The 22,612-nt window shown below is 63.9% G+C and carries 16 protein-coding genes and 5 tRNA genes; 8 read left to right on the forward strand and 13 right to left on the reverse strand.

Going from position 1 to position 22,612, the window contains the following annotated elements; all coding sequences use genetic code 11:
- Positions 1-14 precede the first annotated feature (14 nt).
- Positions 15-1,367 (forward strand): MATE family efflux transporter, encoded by a 1,353-nt coding sequence (locus AC07XB_RS10910; protein ID WP_492829199.1) that lies wholly within the window; start codon positions 15-17, stop codon positions 1,365-1,367.
- Positions 1,368-1,617: 250 nt separating this feature from the next.
- Here the strand turns inward: AC07XB_RS10910 and AC07XB_RS10915 are convergent.
- From AC07XB_RS10915 to gltX, 4 genes are all read right to left on the reverse strand, one after another.
- Positions 1,618-1,694 (reverse strand) — tRNA-Asp (locus AC07XB_RS10915).
- Between the two features lie 68 nt (positions 1,695-1,762).
- A tRNA-Glu gene (locus tag AC07XB_RS10920) sits at positions 1,763-1,838 on the reverse strand.
- Between the two features lie 110 nt (positions 1,839-1,948).
- Positions 1,949-2,024 (reverse strand) — tRNA-Ala (locus AC07XB_RS10925).
- Positions 2,025-2,304: 280 nt separating this feature from the next.
- Positions 2,305-3,711, reverse strand: coding sequence for a glutamate--tRNA ligase (gltX, locus tag AC07XB_RS10930; RefSeq protein ID WP_492809158.1), 1,407 nt, complete (start codon positions 3,709-3,711; stop codon positions 2,305-2,307).
- Between the two features lie 248 nt (positions 3,712-3,959).
- On the opposite strand from gltX, the gene AC07XB_RS10935 reads away from it, so the two are divergent.
- Positions 3,960-4,910: a patatin-like phospholipase family protein gene (locus AC07XB_RS10935; RefSeq protein WP_492373886.1), complete on the forward strand. Its 951-nt coding sequence runs from the start codon at positions 3,960-3,962 to the stop codon at positions 4,908-4,910.
- A gap of 80 nt (positions 4,911-4,990) precedes the next feature.
- Here the strand turns inward: AC07XB_RS10935 and AC07XB_RS10940 are convergent, their stop codons facing one another.
- The 5 genes from AC07XB_RS10940 to AC07XB_RS10960 form a co-directional block, all read right to left on the reverse strand.
- Positions 4,991-5,677, reverse strand: coding sequence for a C40 family peptidase (locus tag AC07XB_RS10940; protein ID WP_150983330.1), 687 nt, complete (start codon positions 5,675-5,677; stop codon positions 4,991-4,993).
- A 286-nt stretch (positions 5,678-5,963) separates the two neighbouring features.
- On the reverse strand, positions 5,964-7,604 hold the full coding sequence (locus AC07XB_RS10945; protein WP_492373906.1) for an ABC transporter ATP-binding protein: 1,641 nt from the start codon (positions 7,602-7,604) through the stop codon (positions 5,964-5,966).
- Between the two features lie 101 nt (positions 7,605-7,705).
- Complete coding sequence (locus tag AC07XB_RS10950; RefSeq protein WP_150983329.1) at positions 7,706-8,833, reverse strand: ABC transporter permease; 1,128 nt, start codon at positions 8,831-8,833, stop codon at positions 7,706-7,708.
- Entirely contained in the window at positions 8,830-9,882 is a 1,053-nt protein-coding gene (locus tag AC07XB_RS10955; RefSeq protein ID WP_150983328.1) for a microcin C ABC transporter permease YejB, read from the reverse strand. The genes AC07XB_RS10950 and AC07XB_RS10955 overlap by 4 nt, the downstream gene beginning before the upstream one ends.
- 18 nt (positions 9,883-9,900) lie before the next feature.
- Positions 9,901-11,781 carry an extracellular solute-binding protein gene (locus tag AC07XB_RS10960; protein WP_492373887.1) on the reverse strand — a complete coding sequence of 627 codons (1,881 nt, stop codon included), beginning with the start codon at positions 11,779-11,781 and terminating at the stop codon, positions 9,901-9,903.
- Positions 11,782-12,019: 238 nt separating this feature from the next.
- On the opposite strand from AC07XB_RS10960, the gene fabI reads away from it, so the two are divergent.
- Positions 12,020-12,808: an enoyl-ACP reductase FabI gene (fabI, locus tag AC07XB_RS10965; RefSeq protein WP_492373888.1), complete on the forward strand. Its 789-nt coding sequence runs from the start codon at positions 12,020-12,022 to the stop codon at positions 12,806-12,808.
- Between the two features lie 103 nt (positions 12,809-12,911).
- Here fabI and AC07XB_RS10970 read toward each other — a convergent pair whose 3' ends face one another.
- From AC07XB_RS10970 to AC07XB_RS10980, 3 genes are all read right to left on the reverse strand, one after another.
- The gene (locus AC07XB_RS10970; RefSeq protein ID WP_492829197.1) at positions 12,912-13,799 is read right to left on the reverse strand and encodes an alpha/beta hydrolase; all 888 of its coding nucleotides are present in this window, start codon (positions 13,797-13,799) and stop codon (positions 12,912-12,914) included.
- Positions 13,800-13,963: 164 nt separating this feature from the next.
- A tRNA-Arg gene (locus tag AC07XB_RS10975) sits at positions 13,964-14,040 on the reverse strand.
- A 129-nt stretch (positions 14,041-14,169) separates the two neighbouring features.
- Entirely contained in the window at positions 14,170-15,387 is a 1,218-nt protein-coding gene (locus AC07XB_RS10980) for a GGDEF domain-containing protein (RefSeq protein ID WP_492373890.1), read from the reverse strand.
- A gap of 398 nt (positions 15,388-15,785) precedes the next feature.
- Here AC07XB_RS10980 and AC07XB_RS10985 point away from each other — a divergent pair.
- The 4 genes from AC07XB_RS10985 to AC07XB_RS11000 all read left to right on the forward strand — a co-directional run bounded on the left by AC07XB_RS10985 (position 15,786) and on the right by AC07XB_RS11000 (position 18,714).
- A tRNA-Pro gene (locus tag AC07XB_RS10985) sits at positions 15,786-15,862 on the forward strand.
- Between the two features lie 748 nt (positions 15,863-16,610).
- Positions 16,611-16,832, forward strand: a complete 222-nt coding sequence (gene infA / locus AC07XB_RS10990; RefSeq protein WP_006157708.1) for a translation initiation factor IF-1 — start codon at positions 16,611-16,613, stop codon at positions 16,830-16,832.
- 413 nt (positions 16,833-17,245) lie between these two features.
- Complete coding sequence (locus AC07XB_RS10995) at positions 17,246-17,722, forward strand: SixA phosphatase family protein (RefSeq protein ID WP_150983323.1); 477 nt, start codon at positions 17,246-17,248, stop codon at positions 17,720-17,722.
- A gap of 137 nt (positions 17,723-17,859) precedes the next feature.
- Positions 17,860-18,714 (forward strand): GNAT family N-acetyltransferase, encoded by an 855-nt coding sequence (locus AC07XB_RS11000; RefSeq protein ID WP_082054896.1) that lies wholly within the window; start codon positions 17,860-17,862, stop codon positions 18,712-18,714.
- Positions 18,715-18,798: 84 nt separating this feature from the next.
- Here the strand turns inward: AC07XB_RS11000 and ppx are convergent, their stop codons facing one another.
- Positions 18,799-20,331 (reverse strand): exopolyphosphatase, encoded by a 1,533-nt coding sequence (gene ppx, locus AC07XB_RS11005; RefSeq protein ID WP_043347570.1) that lies wholly within the window; start codon positions 20,329-20,331, stop codon positions 18,799-18,801.
- A gap of 145 nt (positions 20,332-20,476) precedes the next feature.
- Here ppx and ppk1 point away from each other — a divergent pair, with 145 nt between their 5' ends.
- Positions 20,477-22,600 (forward strand): polyphosphate kinase 1, encoded by a 2,124-nt coding sequence (ppk1, locus tag AC07XB_RS11010; RefSeq protein ID WP_492809156.1) that lies wholly within the window; start codon positions 20,477-20,479, stop codon positions 22,598-22,600.
- The last annotated feature ends 12 nt before the right edge of the window (positions 22,601-22,612 follow it).

Consider the following 22,612-nt stretch of genomic DNA (forward strand, 5'->3'; position numbering starts at 1 on the left):
CCACGCCTGCCCGCATGAGCATGTTCCACGATATCCGCCGCATTTCCGTGCTGGCCGCGCCGGTCCTGGTCGGCCAGCTTGCGGTGATCGCCTTTGGCGTGATCGACACCATCATGGCCGGGCGAGCCTCTGCCATCGACCTGGCCGCCGTGGGGCTGGGCGGGTCCATCTACATCACGGTCTACATCAGCTTGATGGGCGTGCTGCAGGCGCTTTCCCCGATCGCCGGTCAGCTCCATGGCGCCGGGCGCGCGGCGGAAATTGGCAATGAAGTCAGACAGGCCGCCTGGCTGGGACTGGCGCTGGCCATCCCCGGCATGTTGCTGCTGTTGTTCCCCGGCCCGCTGCTGGAGTTTGCCCAGGCACCGCCGGAGCTGGTCGAGAAGGCAACGCAGTACCTGCATATCCAGGCGTTTGGCTTGCCGGCCGCACTGGGCTTTCGCATCTACTCCGCGCTCAACAACGCCTTGTCGCGCCCGATCATGGTGACCGTACTGCAGCTCGTCGGGCTGGTAGTAAAGATTCCGCTCAATGCCTGGTTCATCGACGGTGGCTTCGGCCTGGCCCCGATGGGCGGGCCGGGCTGCGCGCTCGCCTCGGCGCTGATCAGCTGGATCTGGTGCATCTCCGGCATCCTGATCCTGCGGCGCAACGCGGCCTACCGCCCTTTGCAGATCTTTTCCAGCTGGGCGTGGCCGCAAGCGCAGCCGATCCGCGCACTGCTGCGCCTGGGCGTGCCGATGGGGCTGACCTACCTGATCGAGATCACCTCGTTTACGTTGATGTCGATCTTCATCACGCGCATGGGCACCGTGGTGCTGGCTGGCCACCAGATCATTGCCAACCTGGGGGCCGTGGCCTATATGTTGCCGCTGTCGCTGGCGATTGCCACCTCCACGCTGGTAGCACAGTCCATCGGTGCGCGCGATCAGGACAGCGCACGCCGTATTGCCCGCCGCGGCATCTGCCTGGCAGCTACGCTGGCGATCATGGTCGGCGGCCTGCTGTGGATCCTGCGAGAACCGCTGCTGCATGCCTACGCAAAGGATCCGGCAGTGGTACGCGCTGCCCTTCCTCTCATGTTGTTCATCGCCTTCTACCAAGCATTCGACGCGGTCCAGGTCATGACGGCATTCATCCTGCGCGCCTACAAGATCGCACTGGTGCCGACCTTGATCTACGCGATATCTCTCTGGGGAGTCGGCCTGGGGGGCGGCTACGTGCTGGGCTTTGGCCTGATCGATGCCCTGCCCGCCTTCACGCGTGGAGCAGCGGGGTTCTGGCTGGCTAACAGCATCAGCCTCGCGATCGCCGGCTCGCTGCTGGTGCGCTACTTCGTCACAGTCAGCCGGCGCCGTACAGGCTGAGCAAGCCTGGAACGCGCAGCGGATGGATTATCTCCGCTGCGACAAGGGCATATAGCCGAACAAGCGCAGACCGCGGCCAGCCACAACGCGATAATTCCTGCCTGGCTATCAGGCATGGCCCGGCATAATGTCGCCGCACCACCACCATGCGCGAGCCGAATCAAATAGCAGGGATTATCGGAAACTGATCGAGTGAATGCCGAACGGCAAAAGAAAAAACCCGCATGGCATAACCATGCGGGTTTAGTTTTGGCGGAGTGGACGGGACTCGAACCCGCGACCCCCGGCGTGACAGGCCGGTATTCTAACCAACTGAACTACCACTCCATACTCTTACTTATCATCGACAGTGATGCTTTCGACGACAAACCGAACGTTTGGTTACGTTCGTTATTTGGCGTCCCCAAGGGGATTCGAACCCCTGTACTCACCGTGAAAGGGTGATGTCCTAGGCCTCTAGACGATGGGGACAGAAACTTGTCTTTCGACTTATTCCGTCTGGCACCGTGAACATCCCAAAAACAAGATTTTCACAGCACCCTGGAAATCTCGATTTACCACACTCGAAACTTCCGGCATTTTGGTGGAGCTAAGCGGGATCGAACCGCTGACCTCTTGCATGCCATGCAAGCGCTCTCCCAGCTGAGCTATAGCCCCATGGTACTACGTTACCGCCCACTTCTTTTTTCTGCCGCCGCTTTCGCAGCGTTTCGCGTTTGTTTCTTCGTTTCAGCGAAGACAAGATTATATAAACAACCTTGCTTTTTTGCAACCCTTTTTTTAACTTTTTTCTGCGATCCACATTACTGCGGGATTACTTCTTATCGCTTCCATCCGTTATGCCCGCTTGGTTTTTGTCCGCGCTGCAGGGAGAACAAGATTATGCTGAATTCCTGGCAGTAGCGCAAGCCCCTGTCAGGAATTTCTGCAAATTATTTCAGGCGAGCCCGGCCTGGATGCGGCGCAGCACCGTATCGCGCCCAAACAACTCCAGCACGGCATCGATGGCAGGCGTCTGCAACTGCCCCGCCACCAGCAGGCGGACCGGCATGGCCAGCTTGGGCATCTTCAGGCCGAACTCGGCCAGCACCGCTTTGAAGGCCGCGCTGATCTCCTCGCGCTTCCACTCGGTGAGTGCCGCCAGCCGCGTGGCCAGGGCCTGCAGTGCCGGCAGGATGTCGGCGTTGAGGTGTTCTGCCTTGAGCGCCGGATCCGGCTGCGGCTCGCCGCGGTAGAACAGCAGCGCGGCCTGAGCCACGTCCTTCAGGGTATTGGCACGGTCCTTCACCAGCCCGATGACACCCTCCAGGCTTGCGCCCTCCACCTTGCCACCCAGCGCCTCGATGAACGGCTGGGTCAACCCGGCCAGGCGCGCATTGTCGCCTACCTTGATGTAGTGGTTGTTCAGCCAGGCCAGCTTTTCCGGGTTGTACTGCGCCGGCGACTTGCCCAGGTGCTCCAGGTCGAACCATTCCACGAACTGCTCGCGCGAAAAGATCTCGGCGTCGCCATGTGCCCAGCCCAGGCGGGCCAGATAGTTTAGGACGGCCTCGGGCAGATAGCCTTCGTCGCGGTAGCCGGTCACGGGCATGGCGCCATGGCGCTTGCTCATCTTCTCGCCCTGCTCGTTGAGCACGGTCGGCAAGTGCGCGTACACGGGGGCAACGCCACCCAGTGCGCGGATAATGTTGATCTGGCGCGGGGTGTTGTTGACGTGGTCGTCGCCGCGGATCACGTGGGTGATGCGCATGTCGAGATCGTCGATCACCACGCAGAAGTTATAGGTCGGCGTGCCGTCCGGGCGCGCGATCACCAGGTCGTCCAGCTCGTCGTTGGAGATTTCGATCCGGCCCTTGACCGCATCGTCCCAGACCACGCTGCCGCCAATCGGGTTCTTGAAGCGGATCACCGGCTGCACGCCGGCCGGCGGCGCCGGCAGGACCTTGCCCGGCTCGGGACGCCAGAACCCGTTGTAACGCGGCTTCTCGCCGCGCTCGCGCTGCGCGTCGCGCAGCGCGTCCAGCTCTTCGGTGCTCATGTAGCAAGGATAGGCCAGCTCGCTGTCCAGCATCTGCTTGACCACCTCGCGATAGCGGTCCATGCGCTCCATCTGGTAGAACGGGCCTTCGTCGATATCGAGATCGAGCCAGGCCATGCCTTCCAGGATCACGTCCACCGATTCCTGCGAAGAACGCTCGACGTCCGTGTCCTCGATGCGCAGGATGAAATCGCCCTTCATGCGGCGCGCAAAGGCCCAGGGGTAGAGCGCGGAGCGGATATTGCCGAGGTGAATGAAGCCGGTCGGGCTCGGCGCGAAGCGGGTGCGGACGCGTTGTTGTGTCATAGAGGAATGAAACAAAAAAGCCCGCGCACGAATGCGCGCAGGCCGGAGTGTAGGATCGCCGCATTATAGCAAGCAGGGCGCGGCATCCCGCCCCATCCGGCGCCGGGATGCCCGGCCGCGCGGAATCATTTATGCTCTGCCCGGTCTGAATGCTGTCGCGCGGGACGCGTGGCCAGCGCGGACGGCACATTCCTGCCGTCGCGGCGCTAGCTATGCCTAATGCGCCACTTCTCTTCCCTCGGTTATCCATGCAACGACGCAATTTCCTTGGCGCCGGCGCGGCAGCACTGCTGGCCGCCTGCTCCTTTGGCCCCAGGCCGGGCACCCTCACCGCCACACCGGAAACACCGGTCGTGCCGTCCCTGGTGCCCGTGGTGCCACCTCGCCCCATCAGGATCGGCCTCGCGCTTGGCGGCGGCGCCGCGCGCGGCTTTGCCCATATCGGCGTGATCAAGGCGCTGGAGGCGCAAGGCATCCACCCGGACCTCGTCACCGGCACCAGCGCGGGCGCGGTGGTCGCAGCGCTCTACGCTTCGGGCATGAGCGGCTTCCAGCTCAACAAGCTGGCGCTGACGATGGACGAAGCCGCCATCGCCGACTGGGCCCTGCCCTTTGGCACCCGTTTCGGCGGCTGGCTCAAGGGCGAGGCGCTGCAGAACTATGTGAACAAGCTGATCGCCAATCGCTCCATCGAGTCCATGAAACTGCCGCTGGGCATCGTCGCCACCGATCTCAAGACCGGCCAGGGCATCCTGTTCCGGCGCGGCAATACGGGCCAGGCGGTGCGTGCGTCGAGTAGCGTGCCGGGGGTGTTCCAGCCAGTCTCGATCCAGGGACACGACTATGTGGACGGTGGCCTGGTCGAGCCCGTGCCGGTGGACTCCGCGCGTACCATGGGCGCGGACTTCGTGATTGCCGTGAATATCTCCGCCGAGCCTTCCAGCCAGAAAAGCAATGGCCAGAGCGGCGTATTGCTACAGACCACCGCCATCATGGGGCAGTCGATCAGCAAGATGGCGCTGGCGCGAGCCGACATTGTGATCCGCCCCGACCTGCCGGACATGAGCGGCAGCGACTTCAACTCGCGCAACCGCGCCATCCTGGCCGGCGAGCAAGCCGCCGCCGCCGTGATGGCGAGCCTGCGCGACAAGCTCGCCCAGGCACGGCTGCGGCCCGCCGGCACAGTAGCCGCGCAGTAAGCGGCAGGCAGCACAAACGAAAAAAGGACTGCGTGGCAGTCCTTTTTCCTTGACTGGCGCGGACCGCGTCCGCGCGCCGATCAGCCGCCGTAGAGCGGGCGATTGACTGCATTCGGATCGAAACGCTTCAGGGTCTCGACCATATTGCCAAGGTTGTTGGCACTGCCGCTGTCCTGCGGCGCGTCATCGATACGGCGCGCGCCGTTATAGCGCGTCACCCAATACGAGGCACGCATGTCGTCGACGCGGATCTTGCTGCCGGTGGACGGCGCGTGGACGAACTTGTTGTCGCCAATATAGATGCCAACATGCGAGAAGGTGTGGCGCATGGTGTTGAAGAACACCAGGTCGCCGGGGCGCAGGTCGTTGGATGCCACGGTGGTGCCGACCTGGCTCATCTCGACCGAGCGGCGCGGCAGCACAAAGCCAAAGGTGTCATTGAACACGTAGCGAACGAAGCCGCTGCAGTCCAGGCCCGATTCGGGGCTGTTGCCACCGAAGCGGTAGCGCACGCCAATCAGCCCGAGGGCATTCATGACCAGGTCGCCGGCCTTGCTGGCCACATGGCTGGTGGAATTCATGACCGAAGAGAGCAAGCCGCGCTTGCCTTCCGGATGCGGGTCCGCACTCAGTTCGGTACGTGCATCGATGCGGGCGTCGGGATCCTTGAACACCGTATCAGCCAGCACTCCATTCGATAGAGTGGCACCGCAGGCAATGGCAATTCCTACGGCGCCGCGCGCCAGGGAATGAAGCATTCGCTGCATTGGTTCTCCTGATGAATCGTTCTTGACCGCCCCCGGGAAAACACACCGGGCGGGCTTGAAATCAATGGGATGACTCGCACGCAAAAAGCGGACCAAGTGATGCAAACCACTCGCCACACGCATAAGCGACGCGCGAACCACCCCCGAAAATAGTTCTCGCCGGATGGTATAAGGTTGTCATCCACATGTCAAAGTTCGTTACAAAATTCAAATAAAACGCTTTGCAATCAAGGCTATACGACGAAAGTCGCAGATGCTTTCTCGGTTTGATTATGTCAACCGCAGGTCAATCGGGTGACACCCTGAGTTCAGCTGCACCAAGTTGTGGCGGCGTCGGGTCGCTCGCACCAATTTCGGCCGCGATCATGAGCTTGCGGGTATATGCGTGCTGCGGAGCACCCAGGACGGCCTCGGTATCCCCTGCTTCGACCACCTCGCCGGACTTCATCACGATGACGCGGTGCGCCATGGCGCGGATCACCGCGAGATCGTGACTGATGAAGAGATAGCTCAGGTTGTACTTGCGCTGCAATTGCGTCAGGAGCGCCAGCACCTGCTGCTGGATGGACACGTCGAGCGCCGAGGTGGGTTCGTCGAGCACCAGCACCTGCGGCTTGAGGATCAGCACGCGCGCGATGGCAACGCGCTGGCGCTGGCCGCCGGAAAACTCGTGCGGATACCGCCCCAGGGCAGTGCGGTCCATGCCTACCTCTCGCAGCGCCTCGGTGACGCGCTGGCGCATGGCATCGCGCGACAAGCCAGGCTGGTGCAGGGCCAGGCCCTCCCCCACGATCTGCTCAATGGTCATGCGCGGCGACAACGAGCCGAACGGATCCTGGAACACCACCTGCAAGCGCGAGCGCAAGGCGCTGCGCTCGCGCCGGGAGACCTCGTCCAGGCTCTTGCCCAGGAACTGGATATCCCCGGCGCCGCGGCGCTGCAGGTTCAGCACCGCATGGGCCAACGTGGTCTTGCCTGAGCCCGACTCGCCCACGATGCCGATGGTCTCGCCCTCGCGCAGCGCGAAATTCACGTCCTTGACGGCGGCAAACTGGTCGCGGCCAAACCATCCGGCCAGGCCGCGGCGCTTGCGCGCATAGTTCACGCACAAGCCGCGCGCCTCCAGCAACACGGGGGCTAGCGGCACAAGCGGAAGCACCTCGCGCCGCGGACGGCTGTCGATCAGCTTGCGGGTGTAAGGATGCTGGGGCGCTGCGAAGATCGCGGCAGTCTCGCCAACCTCGACCAGCACGCCCTTCTCCATCACCCCCACTCGCTGGGCGAAGGCCCGCACCAGGTTGAGGTCGTGCGTGATCAGCATCACGGCCATACCGAACTCCGCCTGCAGGTCGCGCAGCAACTCCAGGATCTGGACCCGGATGGTGACGTCCAACGCCGTGGTGGGCTCGTCGGCCAGCAGCAGCTTGGGCCGGCAGGCAAGCGCCATGGCAATCATGGCGCGCTGGCGCTGGCCACCCGAAAGCTGGTGGGGAAAGCTGTCGAAACGGTGCGCCGCGTCGCTGATGCCCGTGCGCTCGAGCAGCGCGATGGCACGCTCGCGCGCCGCGCGCCGGTCCAGGCCCTCATGCAGCGCCAGCGTCTCCACAATCTGGTTGCCAATGGTGTAGAGCGGATTGAGCGCGGTCATCGGCTCCTGGAAGATCATGGCGATGTCGGCGCCGCGGATGCCGCGCATCTCGCGCTCCGACACCTTGAGCAGGTCGCGCCCCTCGAAGCGCACCGAGCCCTGGTAGCGCGCATCGTCCACCAGGCGCAGCATCGCCAGCGCCGTGACAGTCTTGCCCGAGCCTGACTCGCCCACCAGCGCAAAGCGCTCGCCGGCGCGCAGGTCGAAGCTGACATCGCGCACCGCCCGGGTGGCATCCTCGCCATGACCGAAGGTGACTGACAGGCTGTCGATGCACATCAGCGGGCCGCCGGCATCCCCCTTGGCCTGCGCGGGTTGCGTTGGGTCGTTGGCGCTGGCTTGCGTGGCCCGTGTGGCCTGTGCGGCTTGTTGCATTGCGCTCATGACACCGCCTCGGCCGCGGGAGAACCCTCTGGCGCCTTCGGCTCAACACGGCCGCGCAGCTGGGCCAGGCCCAGGCGCGTATCGAAGGCGTCGCGCAGCGCGTCGCCCATGAACGTCAGCAGCAGCAGCGTCACCACTAGTACGGCAAAGGTCGACAAGGAAATCCACCAGGCATCGAGGTTGGCCTTGCCTTGCGCCAGCAGCTCGCCCAGGCTTGGCGTGGTGGGTGGCACGCCGAGGCCGAGGAAGTCGAGGCTGGTCAGGGCCAGGATGGCCGCACTCATGCGAAATGGCAGGAAGGTGATGACCGGTGTCAGGCTGTTGGGCAGGATATGGCGCCACATGATCTGTACATTGGACAGTCCCAGCGCCCGCGCCGCCTTGACGTAGTCGAGCGAGCGGTTGCGATAGAACTCGGCGCGCACGTAGTCGGACAAACCCATCCAGCCGAACAGCGAAAGCAGGATAATCAGCAGCGCCAGGCTCGGCGTGAAGATGGACGCGAAGATGATCAGCAAGTAGAGCTCGGGCATCGAGCTCCAGATCTCGATGGCGCGCTGCGAGATCAGGTCGAAGCGCCCGCCGAAGAAACCCATCAGCGCGCCCGTCAAGGTGCCGATCACCACGCCGATCAACGTCAGCGCCAGGCTGAACAGCACCGAGACGCGGAACCCATAGAGCAGCCGCGCCAGCACATCGCGCCCGCGGTCATCGGTACCCAGCCAGTTCTCCGCAGAAGGCGGCGCCGGGTTCGGCTCCTTGGAGAAATAGTTGATCGAGTCGTATGAGTACCGGTTGGGCGGGAAAATGGCGAAATTGCCGTTGCTGGTGATGCGGTCGCGGATAAACGGATCGAGATAGTCAGCCTTGGTGGGAAAGTCCCCGTCGAAGGTGCTCTCGGCGTAGGTCTTGACGATGGGGAAATACCACTCGCCCTTGTACTTCACTACCAGCGGCCGATCGCTGGACAAGGTCTCGGCAACCATGCTCAGCAGGAAAATGGCGACGAAGAGAATCAGGCTCCAGTAGCCCAGGCGATTGCGGCGAAAGCGCTGCCAGGCGCGCTGGCGCGGTGACAGGGAATGCGGCAGCCCGTTGGGGAGCGTGCGCGAGCTGAATTTCATCGGTGCACCGCCTCGAAGTGGATGCGCGGGTCGACCATCACATAGCAAACGTCGGAGATCAGCCGCGTCACCAGGCCGATCAGGGTGAACAGGTAGAGCGTGCCCAGCACAACAGGATAATCCCGCCGCAGCACCGCCTCGTAGGACAGCAGGCCAAGCCCGTCGAGCGAAAACAGGGTTTCGATCAGCAGGGAGCCGGTGAAGAAAGCGCCGATGAAGGCTGCCGGGAAACCGGTCACGAGCGGAATCAGCGCGTTACGGAAGACGTGCTTCCAGAGCACGCGCCGCTCCGCCAGCCCCTTGGCGCGGGCGGTCAGGACGTACTGCTTGCGGATCTCTTCCAGGAACGCGTTCTTGGTCAGCATGGTGACGACCGCGAAGCTGCCCACCACCGAGGCGGTGATCGGCAGCACGAGGTGCCACAGGTAATCCATCACCTTGCCCATCAGCGTGAGCTGGTCCCAGTTATCCGATGTGAGGCCGCGCAAGGGGAACCACTGCACAAAGGTACCGCCTCCGAACAGCACCAGCAGCAACACGCCCAGCACGAAGCCTGGAATGGCATAGCCCACCAGCACCACCATGCTGGTCACGACATCGAAGCGGCTGCCCGCCCGGATCGCCTTGGATATGCCGAGCGGCACCGATATCAGGTAGGTCAGGAAAAAGGTCCATAGCCCCAGGCTGACCGAGACCGGCATCTTCGACTTCACCAGCTCCCACACGCTACGGTGCTGGAAATAGCTCTGCCCCAGGTCAAACTGGGCGAAGCGCTTGAGCATCATGAAATAGCGCTCCAGCGGCGGTTTGTCGAAGCCATACAGGGCCTGGATCTCCTTGATCTTGTCGGGGTCCACGCCGCGCCGGCCGCGATACTCCGCGCCGCCGCCGCTGGCCTCCCCGCCACCGCCACCCCGCCCCTTGAGTTCCAGCATCATTTGTTCGACCGGCCCTCCCGGAACGAACTGGATCACCGCGAAGGTCAGCGTGATGACGCCGAGCAGGGTCGGGATCATCAACAGTACGCGCTTGAGCAGATAGGCGAGCATCTTGTTTCCTTGTCGCGCTTATTGTGCGGCCGGCTTGGTGTCGGCACGCCACCAGTTGCTCAGGACCCAGCCCTCCGCCGTGTAGTAGTACGGCAGGCGCTGCGGATAGACCAGCTCTTTCCGGTATGCCACCCGATGCGACGCGCTATACCAGTTGGGCACGATGTAGTAGCCGTGCATCAGCACGCGGTCCAGCGCACGCCCGGCATTGATCAGTTCTTCGCGAGTATGGGCGTGCAGGACATTGTCCACCAAGCGGTCGATCGCCGGCGATTTCAGGCCAAACAGATTGTCGGAGCCAGGCGTGCCGGCCGCCTCGCTGTTGAAGCGGTCGCGCAACTCGTTGCCCGGGCTCTGCGAATCAGGGAAACGGATCGACACCATGTCGAAGTCGAAGTCTTCCAGCCGCTTCTGGTACAACGCGAAATCGGTGGTGCGCTGGTTCACCTCGATCCCCAGCTTTTCCAGGTTGCGCACGTAGGTGGTGATGACGCGGCTCATGGCCCCGCCGTCGTCCAGGAACTCGAAGACAAAAGGCTCGCCCTTGGCATTGCGCAGCGCACCATCCGCGTAGGTCCAGCCGGCCTGTGCCAGCAGCCGGCGCGCATCGCGCAGGTTGTCGCGCAGCGAACGCGGCGGATTGGTGGTGGGCATCGACACGATGGGGCCAAACACCTCGGGCGCCAGCTGCGCGCGCAGCGGCTCGAGCAGTTCCAGCTCGCCGGGGCCGGGCCGGCCGTCGAACGTGGCGCTGGCGGCCAGCTCGCTGTTGGAAAACCAGCTATCGAGGCGGCGATACGCGCCATAGAACAGCTGGCGATTGAGCCACTCGAAATCCAGCGCCAGGATCAGGGCCTGCCGCACCCGCACATCCTGGAACATCGGCTTGCGCATGTTCATGACGAAGCCTTGCATGCCGGCTCCGTTGCGGTGCGGAAAATCGGTCTTGAGCAGTTCGCCATTGGAAAAGCGCTTGCCCTCGTAGCTCTTGGCCCAGCTCTTGGCCTTGTACTCGACGATGGCATCGAACTCGCCAGCCTTGAAGGCTTCGAGCTTGGCGGTCTCGTCCTTGTACAGGCGATAGACCACCCGGTCGAAGTTGAAAGTGCCGCGGCGCACCGCCAGGTCCTTGCCCCAGTACGACGGATCGCGCTTGAAGGTGATGCCGCGCCCGGCATCGTAGCGCTCGATCAGGTAAGGCCCGCTGGCCACTGGATCCTCGAAGGTCAGCTTGTCAAACGGCACCGTGGCGGTCCACTTCTTGGAGAACACCGGCAAGGAGCCAACGATCAGCGGCAGCTCGATGTTGCGCTGCCTGAAATCGAACCGTACCGTGCGCGAATCCACCACCGTGACGGCCTTCACGTCGGTGCACATGCTGCGGTAGCCAGGGCTGGATGCCTTGCTCATCAGCATGTCGTAGGAGTACTTGACGTCGCCGGCCAGCACCGGATCGCCGTTGCTGAAACGCGCCTGCGGCCGGATGTGGAAGGTAACGGACAGTTCGTCCGGCGCCACGGTCACGTCATCCGCCAGCAAGCCATAGGCGCTGGCGGTTTCATCGCTGCTGGCAATCAACAGCGACTCGAACATCAGCGCGTTCACACCCGGGGCGGAGGTACCCTTGAGCGTGAACGGGTTGAACTTGTCGAAGCTGGTGCGGCGGTCCGGGTTGGCAAGCGTCAGCGTGCCGCCGCGCGGCGCGTCCGGGTTAGCGTAGTCGAAATGGGTGAAATCGGCGGGATACTTGAGGCCGCCATACTGTGCGAAGCCATGGGCGGCTCCGGCTGACAAGGGAAAACCCGCGGTACACAGGGCTACTAATCCACAGCCCAGCGCCGCAAATGTGCGGAAGCGCTGCCATGCCGCCTGAAGCGGTCTACGTGCGCGAATATGCATCCGGTTTGGGTCCTCCACCTGAATCGGATCGTCCGCAGCCTTCGGCGGCGCGGTCAAGTTATGAGACAATTTTACATGGGTTCGGCTGGCATCCAGCCATCCGGACATTCCAGTACGCGGCACCGCTGTTTTGCCGGTCGTCAGCCTGCTGAAAAGCAGCCGCCGCGCGGTGCGCGCCGCAACCCGGACGCCATTGCACGAAACGTGCCCGTCCACCTCGAACATCATTGGAGAAGTTATGGGATTTCTCGCAGGTAAGCGAATCCTGATCACCGGCTTGCTGTCCAATCGCTCGATCGCCTACGGCATCGCGACGGCCTGCAAGCGCGAAGGCGCCGAGCTCGCCTTCACCTATGTCGGCGAGCGCTTCAAGGACCGCATCAACGACTTCGCCAAGGAATTTGGCAGCAGCCTGGTATTCGAATGCGACGTTGGCAGCGACGAACAGATCGCCGCCACCTTCGCCGCGCTTGGCCAAAGCTGGGACAAGCTCGATGGCCTGGTGCACTCGATCGGCTTCGCGCCGCGCGAAGCCATCGCCGGCGACTTCCTGGAAGGCCTCTCGCGCGAGTCCTTCCGCATGGCGCACGACATCTCCGCCTACAGCTTCCCCGCGCTGGCCAAGGCCGCCTTGCCCATGCTGTCTGACAAGGCCTCGCTGCTGACGCTGACCTACCTTGGCGCGGAGCGCGTGGTCCCGAACTACAACACCATGGGCCTGGCCAAGGCATCACTGGAAGCCAGCGTGCGCTACCTGGCCGCTTCGGTGGGCCCGCGCGGCATTCGTGCCAACGGCATTTCCGCCGGCCCGATCAAGACCCTGGCCGCATCCGGTATCAAGGGCTTCGGCAAGCTGCTGGGCCACATCGAGGAGGCAGCGCCGCTGCGCCGCAATGTGACCATCGACGAGGTCGGCAACGTGGCCGCCTTCCTGCTGTCGGACCTGTCCAGCGGCGTGACCGGCGAGATCACCTACGTGGACGCCGGCTTCAACACCGTGGGTGCGAGCCTGCCCGAAGAAGCGTAATCCCGGCGCGGCCGCCTCTCACGGCGGCCATCGCGAAAAAGGGGCGTGCGGCTTTGGCCGACGCCCCTTTTTCGTGCCCGCCCGGCGGCACAGCGTGCGCGGCCTATTTGGCGACCTGCCCGCCCAGGCAGCCCGAGCGCAGATAGGTGACGATAGGCGCCCAGAACGCGTCCTGGCGCTCCGGCTGGATCGCCGCATCGTGCGGCAGCGCCGACAGCGCCACCAGCCGGCTGGGGCCACCGGCGGCGCGCTCCAGCCGCTCGGCATATGCAAAGGGAATCACTTCGTCCGCGCGGCTGTGCACAAGCAGCAGCGGCAGCATTGAATTTCGCAATTGGTCCTCGTTGTCCCACGGTTCCGGAAGCAGCCTTGCCACCCACGCCGGCACCCGCCCGGTCACCACCGCCGCCTCGCGTGCGGACGTGAAGCCGGCGGCAATCACCAGGCCAGCGGGCGCCGGGCGCAAGGCGGGGATCACGTCCAGCAGCACCCCGGAACCCAGCGAAAAGCCCATCACATAGCGCCGGCTGGCACGCGGCGTCATGGCGAGGAACTGGCCATACGCGGCCAGGCCGTCCTCATGCAGGTTGACCACGCCGGGCTTGCCGCCGCTGGCGCCATAGCCGCTGTAGTCGAATACGCAGGACGAGATCCCATTGTGGTAGAGCAACGCCTGCGCGCTGGCCCAGTCCGACAAGTTTTCCTCGTCGCCGTGGTAGATCAGCACGGCGGGCGCGTCACCGCCCTGAGCCAGGACGCAAGAGGCGCGCAGCATGCGCGCGCCGCTGGCAAACGCGAACTGGCGCGACGCGACCCCCAGGCGGTCCGGCGTCATCGCGTCGGCCGCATCGGCCGGCTTGGGCTCGAACGCGTCCTCCTCGACCGCCAGGAACAAGGCATGGCGGGCAATGGCGGCCAGCATCAGCAGGCACGCGCCGCCGGCCAGCCAGTAACGGAGCTTCCTGCCTGCACCTGTGTTGAACTTCGCCATGGGACTAGCCTCGGGAAAGGCGCCGTGCCAGAAAAAACCACGACATCCCCGAAATCTTAGACCGGACTGGCGGCCATCGGCAGCCCATCGCCTGAGTTCGCGATGCGATGGCGCCTCTGGGCGATGGAGAATGCTGGGGGAATGCTGAGGAATGCGGGAGAAAATGGTCCGCCCTACACGATTCGAACGTGTGACCGCTCGCTTAGAAGGCGAGTGCTCTATCCAACTGAGCTAAGGGCGGACAGGAGGAACTACTGAAATGCAGAGGGCTTCGCATGCTGCTGAACGGCTTAGCATGCGAAGCCCGGTATTCTACCTCAGCCCCGCGGCCGATCCTACCGTGTCGGCATGCGGCCCGACACAGCCCGGCTCAGGATGCCTGCGAAACCCGCATTCGCGGCGTCGTGGCCATGCCGGCAAGCCGGTCAATGGGTTGCGTGGACACACAGTTGCGCCCCATGGTTTTGGCATCGTAGAGGGCATTGTCGGCGCGGCGCATGAGCGTATCCGCCCCCTCCCCCGGCAGCCGCTCCGCCATGCCGATGCTTACCGTGTAGGAAATCGCATCCGGCTCGGAAGGGCACGGCGTGGTGCGCACAAGCGCACTCAGGCGCAGGCTGATCGCCCGGCCCTGGTCCAGCGCGGTGCCGGGCATCACGATGCCAAACTCCTCCCCACCCAGCCGGCCGACGAAATCGTCCGCGCGCACCGACTTGCGCAGCAAGCCGCTGAAGTGGCGCAGCACGCTGTCGCCGGCCAGATGGCCATAGAGATCATTGATGGCCTTGAAATGATCCAGGTCGATGAACGCCACGGTCAGCGGGCGTTGCTGGCGGTCCGCTTGCTTGCAGGCCTCTTCCAGCGCCTCCCAGTAAGGGCCGCGCGACAGGACGTCGGTCAGGTCGTCATAGCTGGCGCGGTGCTCCAGACGTCGGCGCAGGCTATCGTGGGCAAGCAGCGCGAAGCTCACGGCCAGGCTGACAATGCCAAAGGCGTGCAGGACGGCAAAGGTTTCCCGGGGCGGGCGCTTTGCCAGCCAGGCCAGGCCAGCGGGGAGCAGCTTGAGGTCGATGGCTTGATAGAGGCCCATGACCGCGCAAGCGAGCGCGATCAGCCCGAGCGACAGCGCCGCCAGGCGGCCGGTGCCGCGCCTGGCGCGCACTTGCGGCGCCACCACGCGCAGCAACAACAGCGGAAGATAGGTATTGGCCAGGATAAAGACGAGCGCCGGCTCCGCCGGCGACACGCCCGCCCAATCGAAGTACGCGGCGTTGGCCAGCACGGCAAGGTTCAGCAAGCAGAGCGCAGCCGCACCCCCGCGCTTGCCGAAAAAGCGGCGCGTGCCATAGACCATCAAGGACAAAGCCGCCGTCATGACCAGATCCACCAGATTGAGCGTAAGCCATTCCGGCAGATAGTCCTGCGCAGCGAGCAAGACGGTGGCTGCGGTGACCAGCAACGCGCCGGTCACCCAAGAATTCAAACCGGCGCGGCCCATGCCGGGTGTGCGCTGCAAGACTGCGAACACCACCGCCATCTGCAACCCGAATAGGCCCGCGACCAGCACACTAACCTGCGACTGAAACATGATTTCCCCGTCCAACTTGGCAGGCAGCGTTCCGTCACGCCACCATGCGCCCCGGGACCCGCGCGGACCCGAGGTTTTCGCCATTCTTTCTTTTTAAGCTTCTGACCGTCTTCATGCGCCCCGGCGGACAGGGGCTGGGCCTCGCGATCGTGGCGAGGGCACTCTTATTCTCATGTTCGGCGCCAGTCCCGCTAGCGGCACGGATTGCCTGTGCGCCTGACCGGGCGCGGGGCCTGGCCGCTGCGGTGTGCGGATTATGTCAGCGCTTGCGACCAAGTCAAGCGAACCTTTTATCCATCAAATCCTGCGGCGACCCCCACATCTGCCGGCGCCTCGCTTGGCCGGTGCAAAAGTAAAATTTGACCCCGGCCCCGCCGCCGAGCTACAATCCACGGCTTCGGGGCGTAGCGCAGCCTGGTAGCGCATCTGATTTGGGATCAGAGGGTCGCATGTTCGAATCATGTCGCCCCGACCAGTATTTAGCAATAAGATCAAAGGCTTAGACCGCAAGGTCTAAGCCTTTTTTTGTCGCCTGATTTTGTCCGGGCCAGTGCCGGCCGCTGCGCCGGGCACCCACCTCACTGCACCGCAGCACCCAATGGCAATGCCATGAATATGGGATCCCCTGCGCGCTTGAAACACAGACACTGGCAGCGGGCGGGTCTGCGAACCGCCCGCACCACTTTTAAGCCCGCAACCCACCCGGCGGCGGGCTTTTTCTCTTGTTTTCGCGGCCATATCCGGGTAAGGCGGCCATGCGCGCGCCACGCCTGGACTGCACACCCATGATATAATCGCGCGTTAGCCCGGGGTTTATGCAGCATGCCCTGTAACCGGGCGCCCTTGCCGAGGAATGCAGCCATCACACTGCAGCGCAGTATCCAGCGCAGTTCGGCAAGCCACCGGGAACATCTTGCCCGCTTCATTGCCCCCGCGCCTATCACGGTAGCACGGCCGCATTAGCTTGCGACCGCAACCGGCAAGGCAATCTGCCGGGCACTGACGCGCCCCCCGGCGATTCCCTAACGTGGACTTTTTTGCACGCGCTTTTTTGCCGTGCCGGTCCGGGTCAGCTTGCCTCCCGCAACTTCAAGGCGCAACCAAGCAAGCCGGCGCTTGTCACTGCTGGCACCCGGACCTCGCGAGCATGCAGGCATGCCAGCGCTCGCCTCACCGGATTTACCTAAATTCATGCAGCCCAAGGCTGCCGTAAAGGAAGAAGATTGGCTAAGGAAGAACTTATCGAATTTGGCGGTGTTGTCTCGGAAGCCCTGCCGGACAATCGTTACCGCGTGACGCTGGAAAACGGCGTGGAAATCTGGGCCTATGCCTCGGGCAAGATGCAGAAGCACCGCATCCGCATTCTGGCTGGTGACCGCGTGACGCTGGAAATGTCGCCCTACGATCTGACCAAGGGCCGCATCAACTTCCGCCACAAAGTCTGATCTTCTTCCACACTCGCCCCCGGCGAGCGTTGCGCTAGACCGCATTCCAGGGCACCGCATCGCGGCGGTCCCGCCCTGGGAGACATCTGGCCATAGCCACCTGCACGCATCGCGCATTAGCGGCTCCACTGAAACAATCATGATGGCTATTCCATCCTGATGCCTCAGGCCTGGAGCGCTGGTCGATGCCGGTGGCTTGTCGGCCATTGCCCCCCCCCTATCGCTTCACCCCAGGCTGCGGCAGCTTCCGCCATGTATGGCTCGCCACGTGCGTGTCATTTGGCAGTGCCATGCTGCGTTCCCGCCCGGTGTTTGCCCGTCTTGCACGCACCTGCGCGCGTGGCCATACTCGAAACATCCATTTCCCGTTTTCCCTTTCCCCTTTTCCCCTTTAGCTTGAGCACACCGCTCTCATGAACCTGATCCTGTGGCGTCATGCCGAAGCCGAGGAGTTGTCTGGCGCGCTTGGCTTTTCCCGCAATGCCGACCTGCAACGCCCCCTGACCAAACGCGGACATAAGCAGGCGGATGCCTCCGCCGCATGGCTGCGCAGCCATCTGCCTCCCGGTACGCGGGTGGTCTGCAGCCCGGCCCTGCGTACGCGCGAAACCGCCGCCGCCCTGCGCGAGAACGCAGAGGTGTTGCCCGAGCTTGCCCCGGGCGCCGATGTCAGCGCGGTGCTGGCCGCGATCGATTGGCCTCAAGGCGCCGAGCACACCGTGCTGGTCGGGCACCAGCCTTGGCTTGGCCAACTTGCCAGCCTGCTGCTGGCGGGCTCGGAAATGAACTGGAGCGTGCGCAAGAGCGGCATCTGGTGGCTGTCGGGGCGCACGCGCGAAAGTGAATCGCAGGTCGTGTTGCGCGCAGTCATCAATCCGGAATTTCTCTAGCATTTTTGGGCACCCCGCAACGGCGCGGCCCGGCTTTCCGGGCCGCCGTCACTGAACCGTCACGACCGCTTCACGGCACTGTCACCTGCCCTCTCTACATTCGACCGCAACAGTTTCGTCACCGAAAGGACATACTGATGCGAGAGCTCCCGACGCCCACCCAGCCGTTGTTCGATTCCCTGCCCAGTGGCCTGTCAGGCCATTCGGCGCGGAGGCGTCTTCATCGCCAGCAACCTGCACAAGCACATGAACAAGCGCATGACCAGCCTGCTTTCAGCGTGGCGTGGGCGCGCCACCAGGATGAAGTAGAAGAAGCGCAGCGCCTGCGCTACAAGGTCTTCGCCGAAGAAATGGGCGCCAGGCTGAACCCGTCGAGGCCTGAACTCGACGTGGATATGTTCGACGCCTACTGCGACCACCTGATCGTGCGCGATACGGCCACGCTCAAGGTGGTCGGCACCTACCGCGTTATGGCGCCCCACCAGGCCAAGCGTATTGGCTGCCTCTATGCCGAGTCGGAATTCGACTTGGTGCGCCTGGCTCACCTGAAGCCCAAGATGGTGGAACTGGGCCGCTCGTGCGTGCACCGCGACTACCGCTCGGGCAGCGTGATCATGGCGCTGTGGGGTGGCCTGGGCGAGTACCTGCAGCGCTGGGGCATCGAGTCGATGCTCGGATGCGCGAGCGTGCCGATGAGCGATGGCGGCCACTATGCGGCCAGCCTGTACCGGGTCTTCGCCGAGCGCGCCCTGGCGCCGATCGAATATCACGCGTTCCCGCGCCTGCCTCTGCCGATCGACGAGCTCAATCAGACGCTGGACGTAGAGCCGCCGGCGCTGATCAAGGGTTACCTGCGGCTAGGCGCGCGAATTTGCGGCATGCCGGCGTGGGATCCCGACTTCAACGTGGCGGACTTCCTCACGCTGCTGCGCGTAAACGACATGAACCCCCGCTATGCGCGCCACTTCCTTGGCTTGAACCGCGACGCCTGAGCCTGTGCGGGCGCTCGCCGCCTGCATTGGTTCACGCCCGCCGATCGAAACGGGGGCCGCCATCTGGCCGCCCCCGCGCTCTGCTTAGGCGTACACCACCTTGTAGCGCTTGCCGATGCGCTCCCACTCATCGGCTTCTTGCGCCAGGCTGTATTCGACCAGCGGGTTGGCCTCGATCCAGGCCTTGGGCAAGCGCACCTCGAAACCTTCGTCCAGCGCATCCGAACGCTGGCCCACGGTGATCTCGGGCAGCGGTTCGTCGGCACGGCGCCGGCACAGCACGAACGCCAGGCGCAGGCTGAAGAGCATCCGCCAGTCGAGGAACTTGCCGCTGCCGGAAAGCTTGCCTAGCTTGCCGGCATGCCCGAGCAGCAGCGTTGCCAGCCGTGCCTGGTCGGTCTTCGAGAAGCCCGGCATATCGGCGTGCGTAGCGATGTACGCCGAGTGCTTGTGGTAGCCGCTGTGCGAGATGGTCATGCCGATCTCATGCAGCCCGCCGGCCCAGCCCAGCAGTGCCAGATTGTCGTCGCGGCGCTCATTGCGCGGCTCGGGAAACTGCGCCAGCAAACCCAGCGCGGCCTGGCGCACGCGTTGGGCTTGCGCGCGGTCTACGCCATAGCGGCGCATGAACTGATCCACGGTGATGGTGCGCATGTCCTCGTGGTGCGTGCGGCCCAGCAGGTCGTACAGCACACCCAGGCGCAGCGCGCCGTCGGTGACGTCCATGCGATCGATGTCGAGCTCGGCGAACACGCCGAGCATGATCGACAGGCCACCTGGCAGCACGGGGATGCGGTCCGCCTTCAGGCCCACCAGCTTGACCCGGTTGGCGTTCTCCGCCTTGACCAGCGCGCGCTTGAGGCGCTCCAGGCCTTCGCGGGTGATGCCGTGCTCGGCCGGGTTGTCGTTCATGCCGTTGAGCTCGATCAGTTCGGCCAGCGCGCGCGCCGTACCCGACGAACCCACCGCCTGCTGCCAGCCGGCCGCCCGGTACTGGCGCACGAGCACCTGGATCTCCCTGCGCGCGGCCAGTTCCGCTTGCTTCATCGCGTAGTCATCGACGTTGCCGCTGGGGAAGAACTGGCGGCTGTGCGAGACGCAGCCGATGTAGAGGCTCTCCATCAGCTTGGATGTGTAGCCGCTGCCGATGATGAACTCGGTCGAGCCGCCACCGATATCGACCACCAGCCGGTTGCCGGCACAGGCCGGCGCATCGTGCGAGGCGCCCAGGTAGATCAACCGCGCCTCTTCGCGCCCGGCAATCACTTCAATCGGGAATCCGAGCGCGTGCTCGGCCTCGATCAGGAATTCCGACGCGTTCTTGGCTACCCGCAGCGTATTGGTCGCCACCGCCCGCACCTGGTCAGGGGAGAAATCGCGCAGGCGGTCGCCGAAACGCCGCAGGGCGTCGATGCCGCGCCGGCGGGCCGGCTGGTCCAGGTACTTGTCTGGCGTCAGGCCCGCGGCCAGGCGCACCGGCTCGCGCAGCGCATCGACCTGGAATAGCTGGCTGGCCGGCCCGGATGCGGTCAGGCTCTCATCCACCCGCCCGATCATCAGGCGGAAGCTGTTTGAGCCCATGTCGACGGCAGCCAGCAAGCGAGGGGTTTGGTTCATCGCGGTAGGGGAATGTGGGTAAAAGCCGCAAGCCGCGGCGTCAATAACGGTGTCGGGCAGTCAGGTTCGCCCAACCTTAGAAAATATGTCTTTATCATGTCTGCATCGTGACAAAATCACATTGTCATCAATTTGACATGATTCTATGAAAAAGTCGCCGCATTACCAAAAGAAGGTCATGCCTATGTCGACAAGCCCACCCGGCACGCTGCTCAACCGCGAAATGGGCATTCTGGAATTCAATACGAGAGTCATGGCACAGGCAGCTGACGCCAGCGTGCCGCTGCTCGAACGTCTGAAATTCATCTGTATTGTTTCAAGTAATCTGGACGAGTTCTTCGAGATCCGCATGGCCGGCTTGAAGGAGCAGATGCGTGACAATCCTTCCGGCATCACGCCCGACGGCCTTTCCTTGCAGCAGGCATACCAGATTGTCACGGAGCGCGTGCAAAAGCTGGTGGCCATGCAGTATGACATGCTGCAAAACGTGATTTTCCCCCTGTTGGAAAAAGAAGGGGTGTTCTTTCACCTCGCCTCCACCTGGAACGAGGCGCAGCGCGAATGGGCGCGCAGCTTCTTCACGCGCGAGCTCGGCCCGGTCCTGACGCCGATCGCGCTGGACCCGGCCCACCCCTTCCCGCGGGTGCTTAACAAGAGCCTGAATTTCGTCATTGAGTTATCGGGCAAGGATGCCTTCGGCCGGGAGGCCGACCTGGCCATCGTGCAGGCACCCCGCGCGCTGCCGCGCGTAGTCAGGATGCCCGAGGAACTCTCGGGCTATCCCTACGGATTTGTGCTGCTGTCGTCCTTCATGCAAGCCTTCGTGCATGAGCTGTTCCCCGCTATCAAGGTCAACGGCTGCTATCAGTTCCGCGTCACCCGCAACTCTGACCTGTTCGTGTCGGAGGACGATATCACGGACCTGCGCGAGGCACTGCAAGGCGAGCTGCCGACCCGCCACTTCGGCGACACCGTGCGCCTGGAAATCTCGGCCGACACCCCGCCGGCCATGGCGCGCCGCCTGCTGCTCGAATCCGGCCTGGGCGAGCAGGACGTGTACCGCGTGAGCGGCCCGGTCAACCTGGTGCGGCTGATGCAGATCCCCGACCTGGTCGACCGCCCCGCCCTCAAATACCCGCCGCACGTGCCGGCGCCGGTCAAGGTGTTTGCGCCCGGCGCATCGATGTTCGACGCGATCCGCCAGCAGGACGTGCTGCTGCACCATCCCTACGAGAGCTTCAGCTCGGTGCTCGACCTGCTGCAGCAAGCCGCCGTCGACCCTGCCGTGGTAGCCATCAAGCAGACCGTCTACCGCACCGGCAACGAGTCGCCGGTGATGGAGGCGCTGATGACCGCGGCGCGCAATGGCAAGGAAGTCACTGTAGTGGTGGAACTGCTGGCGCGCTTTGACGAGGAAACCAACATCAACTGGGCCGAGCGGCTCGAATCCGCCGGCGCGCATGTGGTCTATGGCGTGGTTGGCCACAAGTGCCATGCCAAGATGCTGCTGATGGTGCGCCGCGAACTGGAAGGCGCCAAGAGCAAGCAGTTCAAGCTGCGCCGCTATGCGCACCTGGGCACCGGGAACTATCATCCGCGCACCGCGCGGCTATACACCGATTTCGGCCTGCTCACCGCCAACGAGAAGATCTGCGAGGACGTCCAGCACGTGTTCCAGCTGCTAACGGGCACCGCGGGCACCATCCGCCTGAATCACCTGTGGCAGTCGCCGTTCACCATGCAGAGCAATCTGGTGGAGCATATCCGCGCGGAGGCCCGCAACGCCCGTGCCGGCAAGCCCGCGCGCATCATGGCCAAGATGAATGCGCTGCTGGAACCATCCATCATCGACGAGCTGTACAAGGCATCACGCGCCGGCGTGAAGATCGACCTGATCATCCGTGGAGTGTGCGCGCTGCGCCCAGGGGTGCCGGGCCTGTCGGAGCACATCACGGTGCGCTCCATCGTCGGGCGCTTCCTCGAGCATCACCGGGTCTATTACTTCCTGGCCGGCGGCACGGAGGTGGTCTACCTGTCCAGCGCGGACTGGATGGACCGCAACCTGTTCCGTCGCGTCGAGGTGGCATTCCCGGTACTGGACAAAGTACTGAAGGCGCGGGTCATCAAGGAGAGCCTGCGAGTACATCTGCACGACAATGCCTCCGCATGGATCATGCAGCCCGACGGCAGCTACATCCGCAAGCACACCAAGTCCAAGCAGCCGCACGTCAGCCAGAACGACCTGCTGGCCCTGTTCGGCAGCGCCTGAGGGTGAGGGTGA

The sequence above is a fragment of the Cupriavidus sp. GW821-FHT02F09 genome (assembly GCF_059421605.1).

Coding starts and splice junctions, on each gene's coding strand:
- ppx (WP_043347570.1), bottom strand. CDS start 20,331: ATGAACCAAACCCCTCGCTTGCTGGCTGCCGTCGACATGGGCTCAAAC.
- AC07XB_RS10955 (WP_150983328.1), bottom strand. CDS start 9,882: ATGCTCGCCTATCTGCTCAAGCGCGTACTGTTGATGATCCCGACCCTG.
- AC07XB_RS11000 (WP_082054896.1), top strand. CDS start 17,860: ATGCGAGAGCTCCCGACGCCCACCCAGCCGTTGTTCGATTCCCTGCCC.
- AC07XB_RS10950 (WP_150983329.1), bottom strand. CDS start 8,833: ATGAAATTCAGCTCGCGCACGCTCCCCAACGGGCTGCCGCATTCCCTG.
- gltX (WP_492809158.1), bottom strand. CDS start 3,711: ATGACACAACAACGCGTCCGCACCCGCTTCGCGCCGAGCCCGACCGGC.
- ppk1 (WP_492809156.1), top strand. CDS start 20,477: ATGAAAAAGTCGCCGCATTACCAAAAGAAGGTCATGCCTATGTCGACA.
- fabI (WP_492373888.1), top strand. CDS start 12,020: ATGGGATTTCTCGCAGGTAAGCGAATCCTGATCACCGGCTTGCTGTCC.
- AC07XB_RS10995 (WP_150983323.1), top strand. CDS start 17,246: ATGAACCTGATCCTGTGGCGTCATGCCGAAGCCGAGGAGTTGTCTGGC.
- AC07XB_RS10980 (WP_492373890.1), bottom strand. CDS start 15,387: ATGTTTCAGTCGCAGGTTAGTGTGCTGGTCGCGGGCCTATTCGGGTTG.
- AC07XB_RS10935 (WP_492373886.1), top strand. CDS start 3,960: ATGCAACGACGCAATTTCCTTGGCGCCGGCGCGGCAGCACTGCTGGCC.
- AC07XB_RS10940 (WP_150983330.1), bottom strand. CDS start 5,677: ATGCAGCGAATGCTTCATTCCCTGGCGCGCGGCGCCGTAGGAATTGCC.
- AC07XB_RS10910 (WP_492829199.1), top strand. CDS start 15: ATGAGCATGTTCCACGATATCCGCCGCATTTCCGTGCTGGCCGCGCCG.
- AC07XB_RS10945 (WP_492373906.1), bottom strand. CDS start 7,604: ATGTGCATCGACAGCCTGTCAGTCACCTTCGGTCATGGCGAGGATGCC.
- AC07XB_RS10970 (WP_492829197.1), bottom strand. CDS start 13,799: ATGGCGAAGTTCAACACAGGTGCAGGCAGGAAGCTCCGTTACTGGCTG.
- AC07XB_RS10960 (WP_492373887.1), bottom strand. CDS start 11,781: ATGCATATTCGCGCACGTAGACCGCTTCAGGCGGCATGGCAGCGCTTC.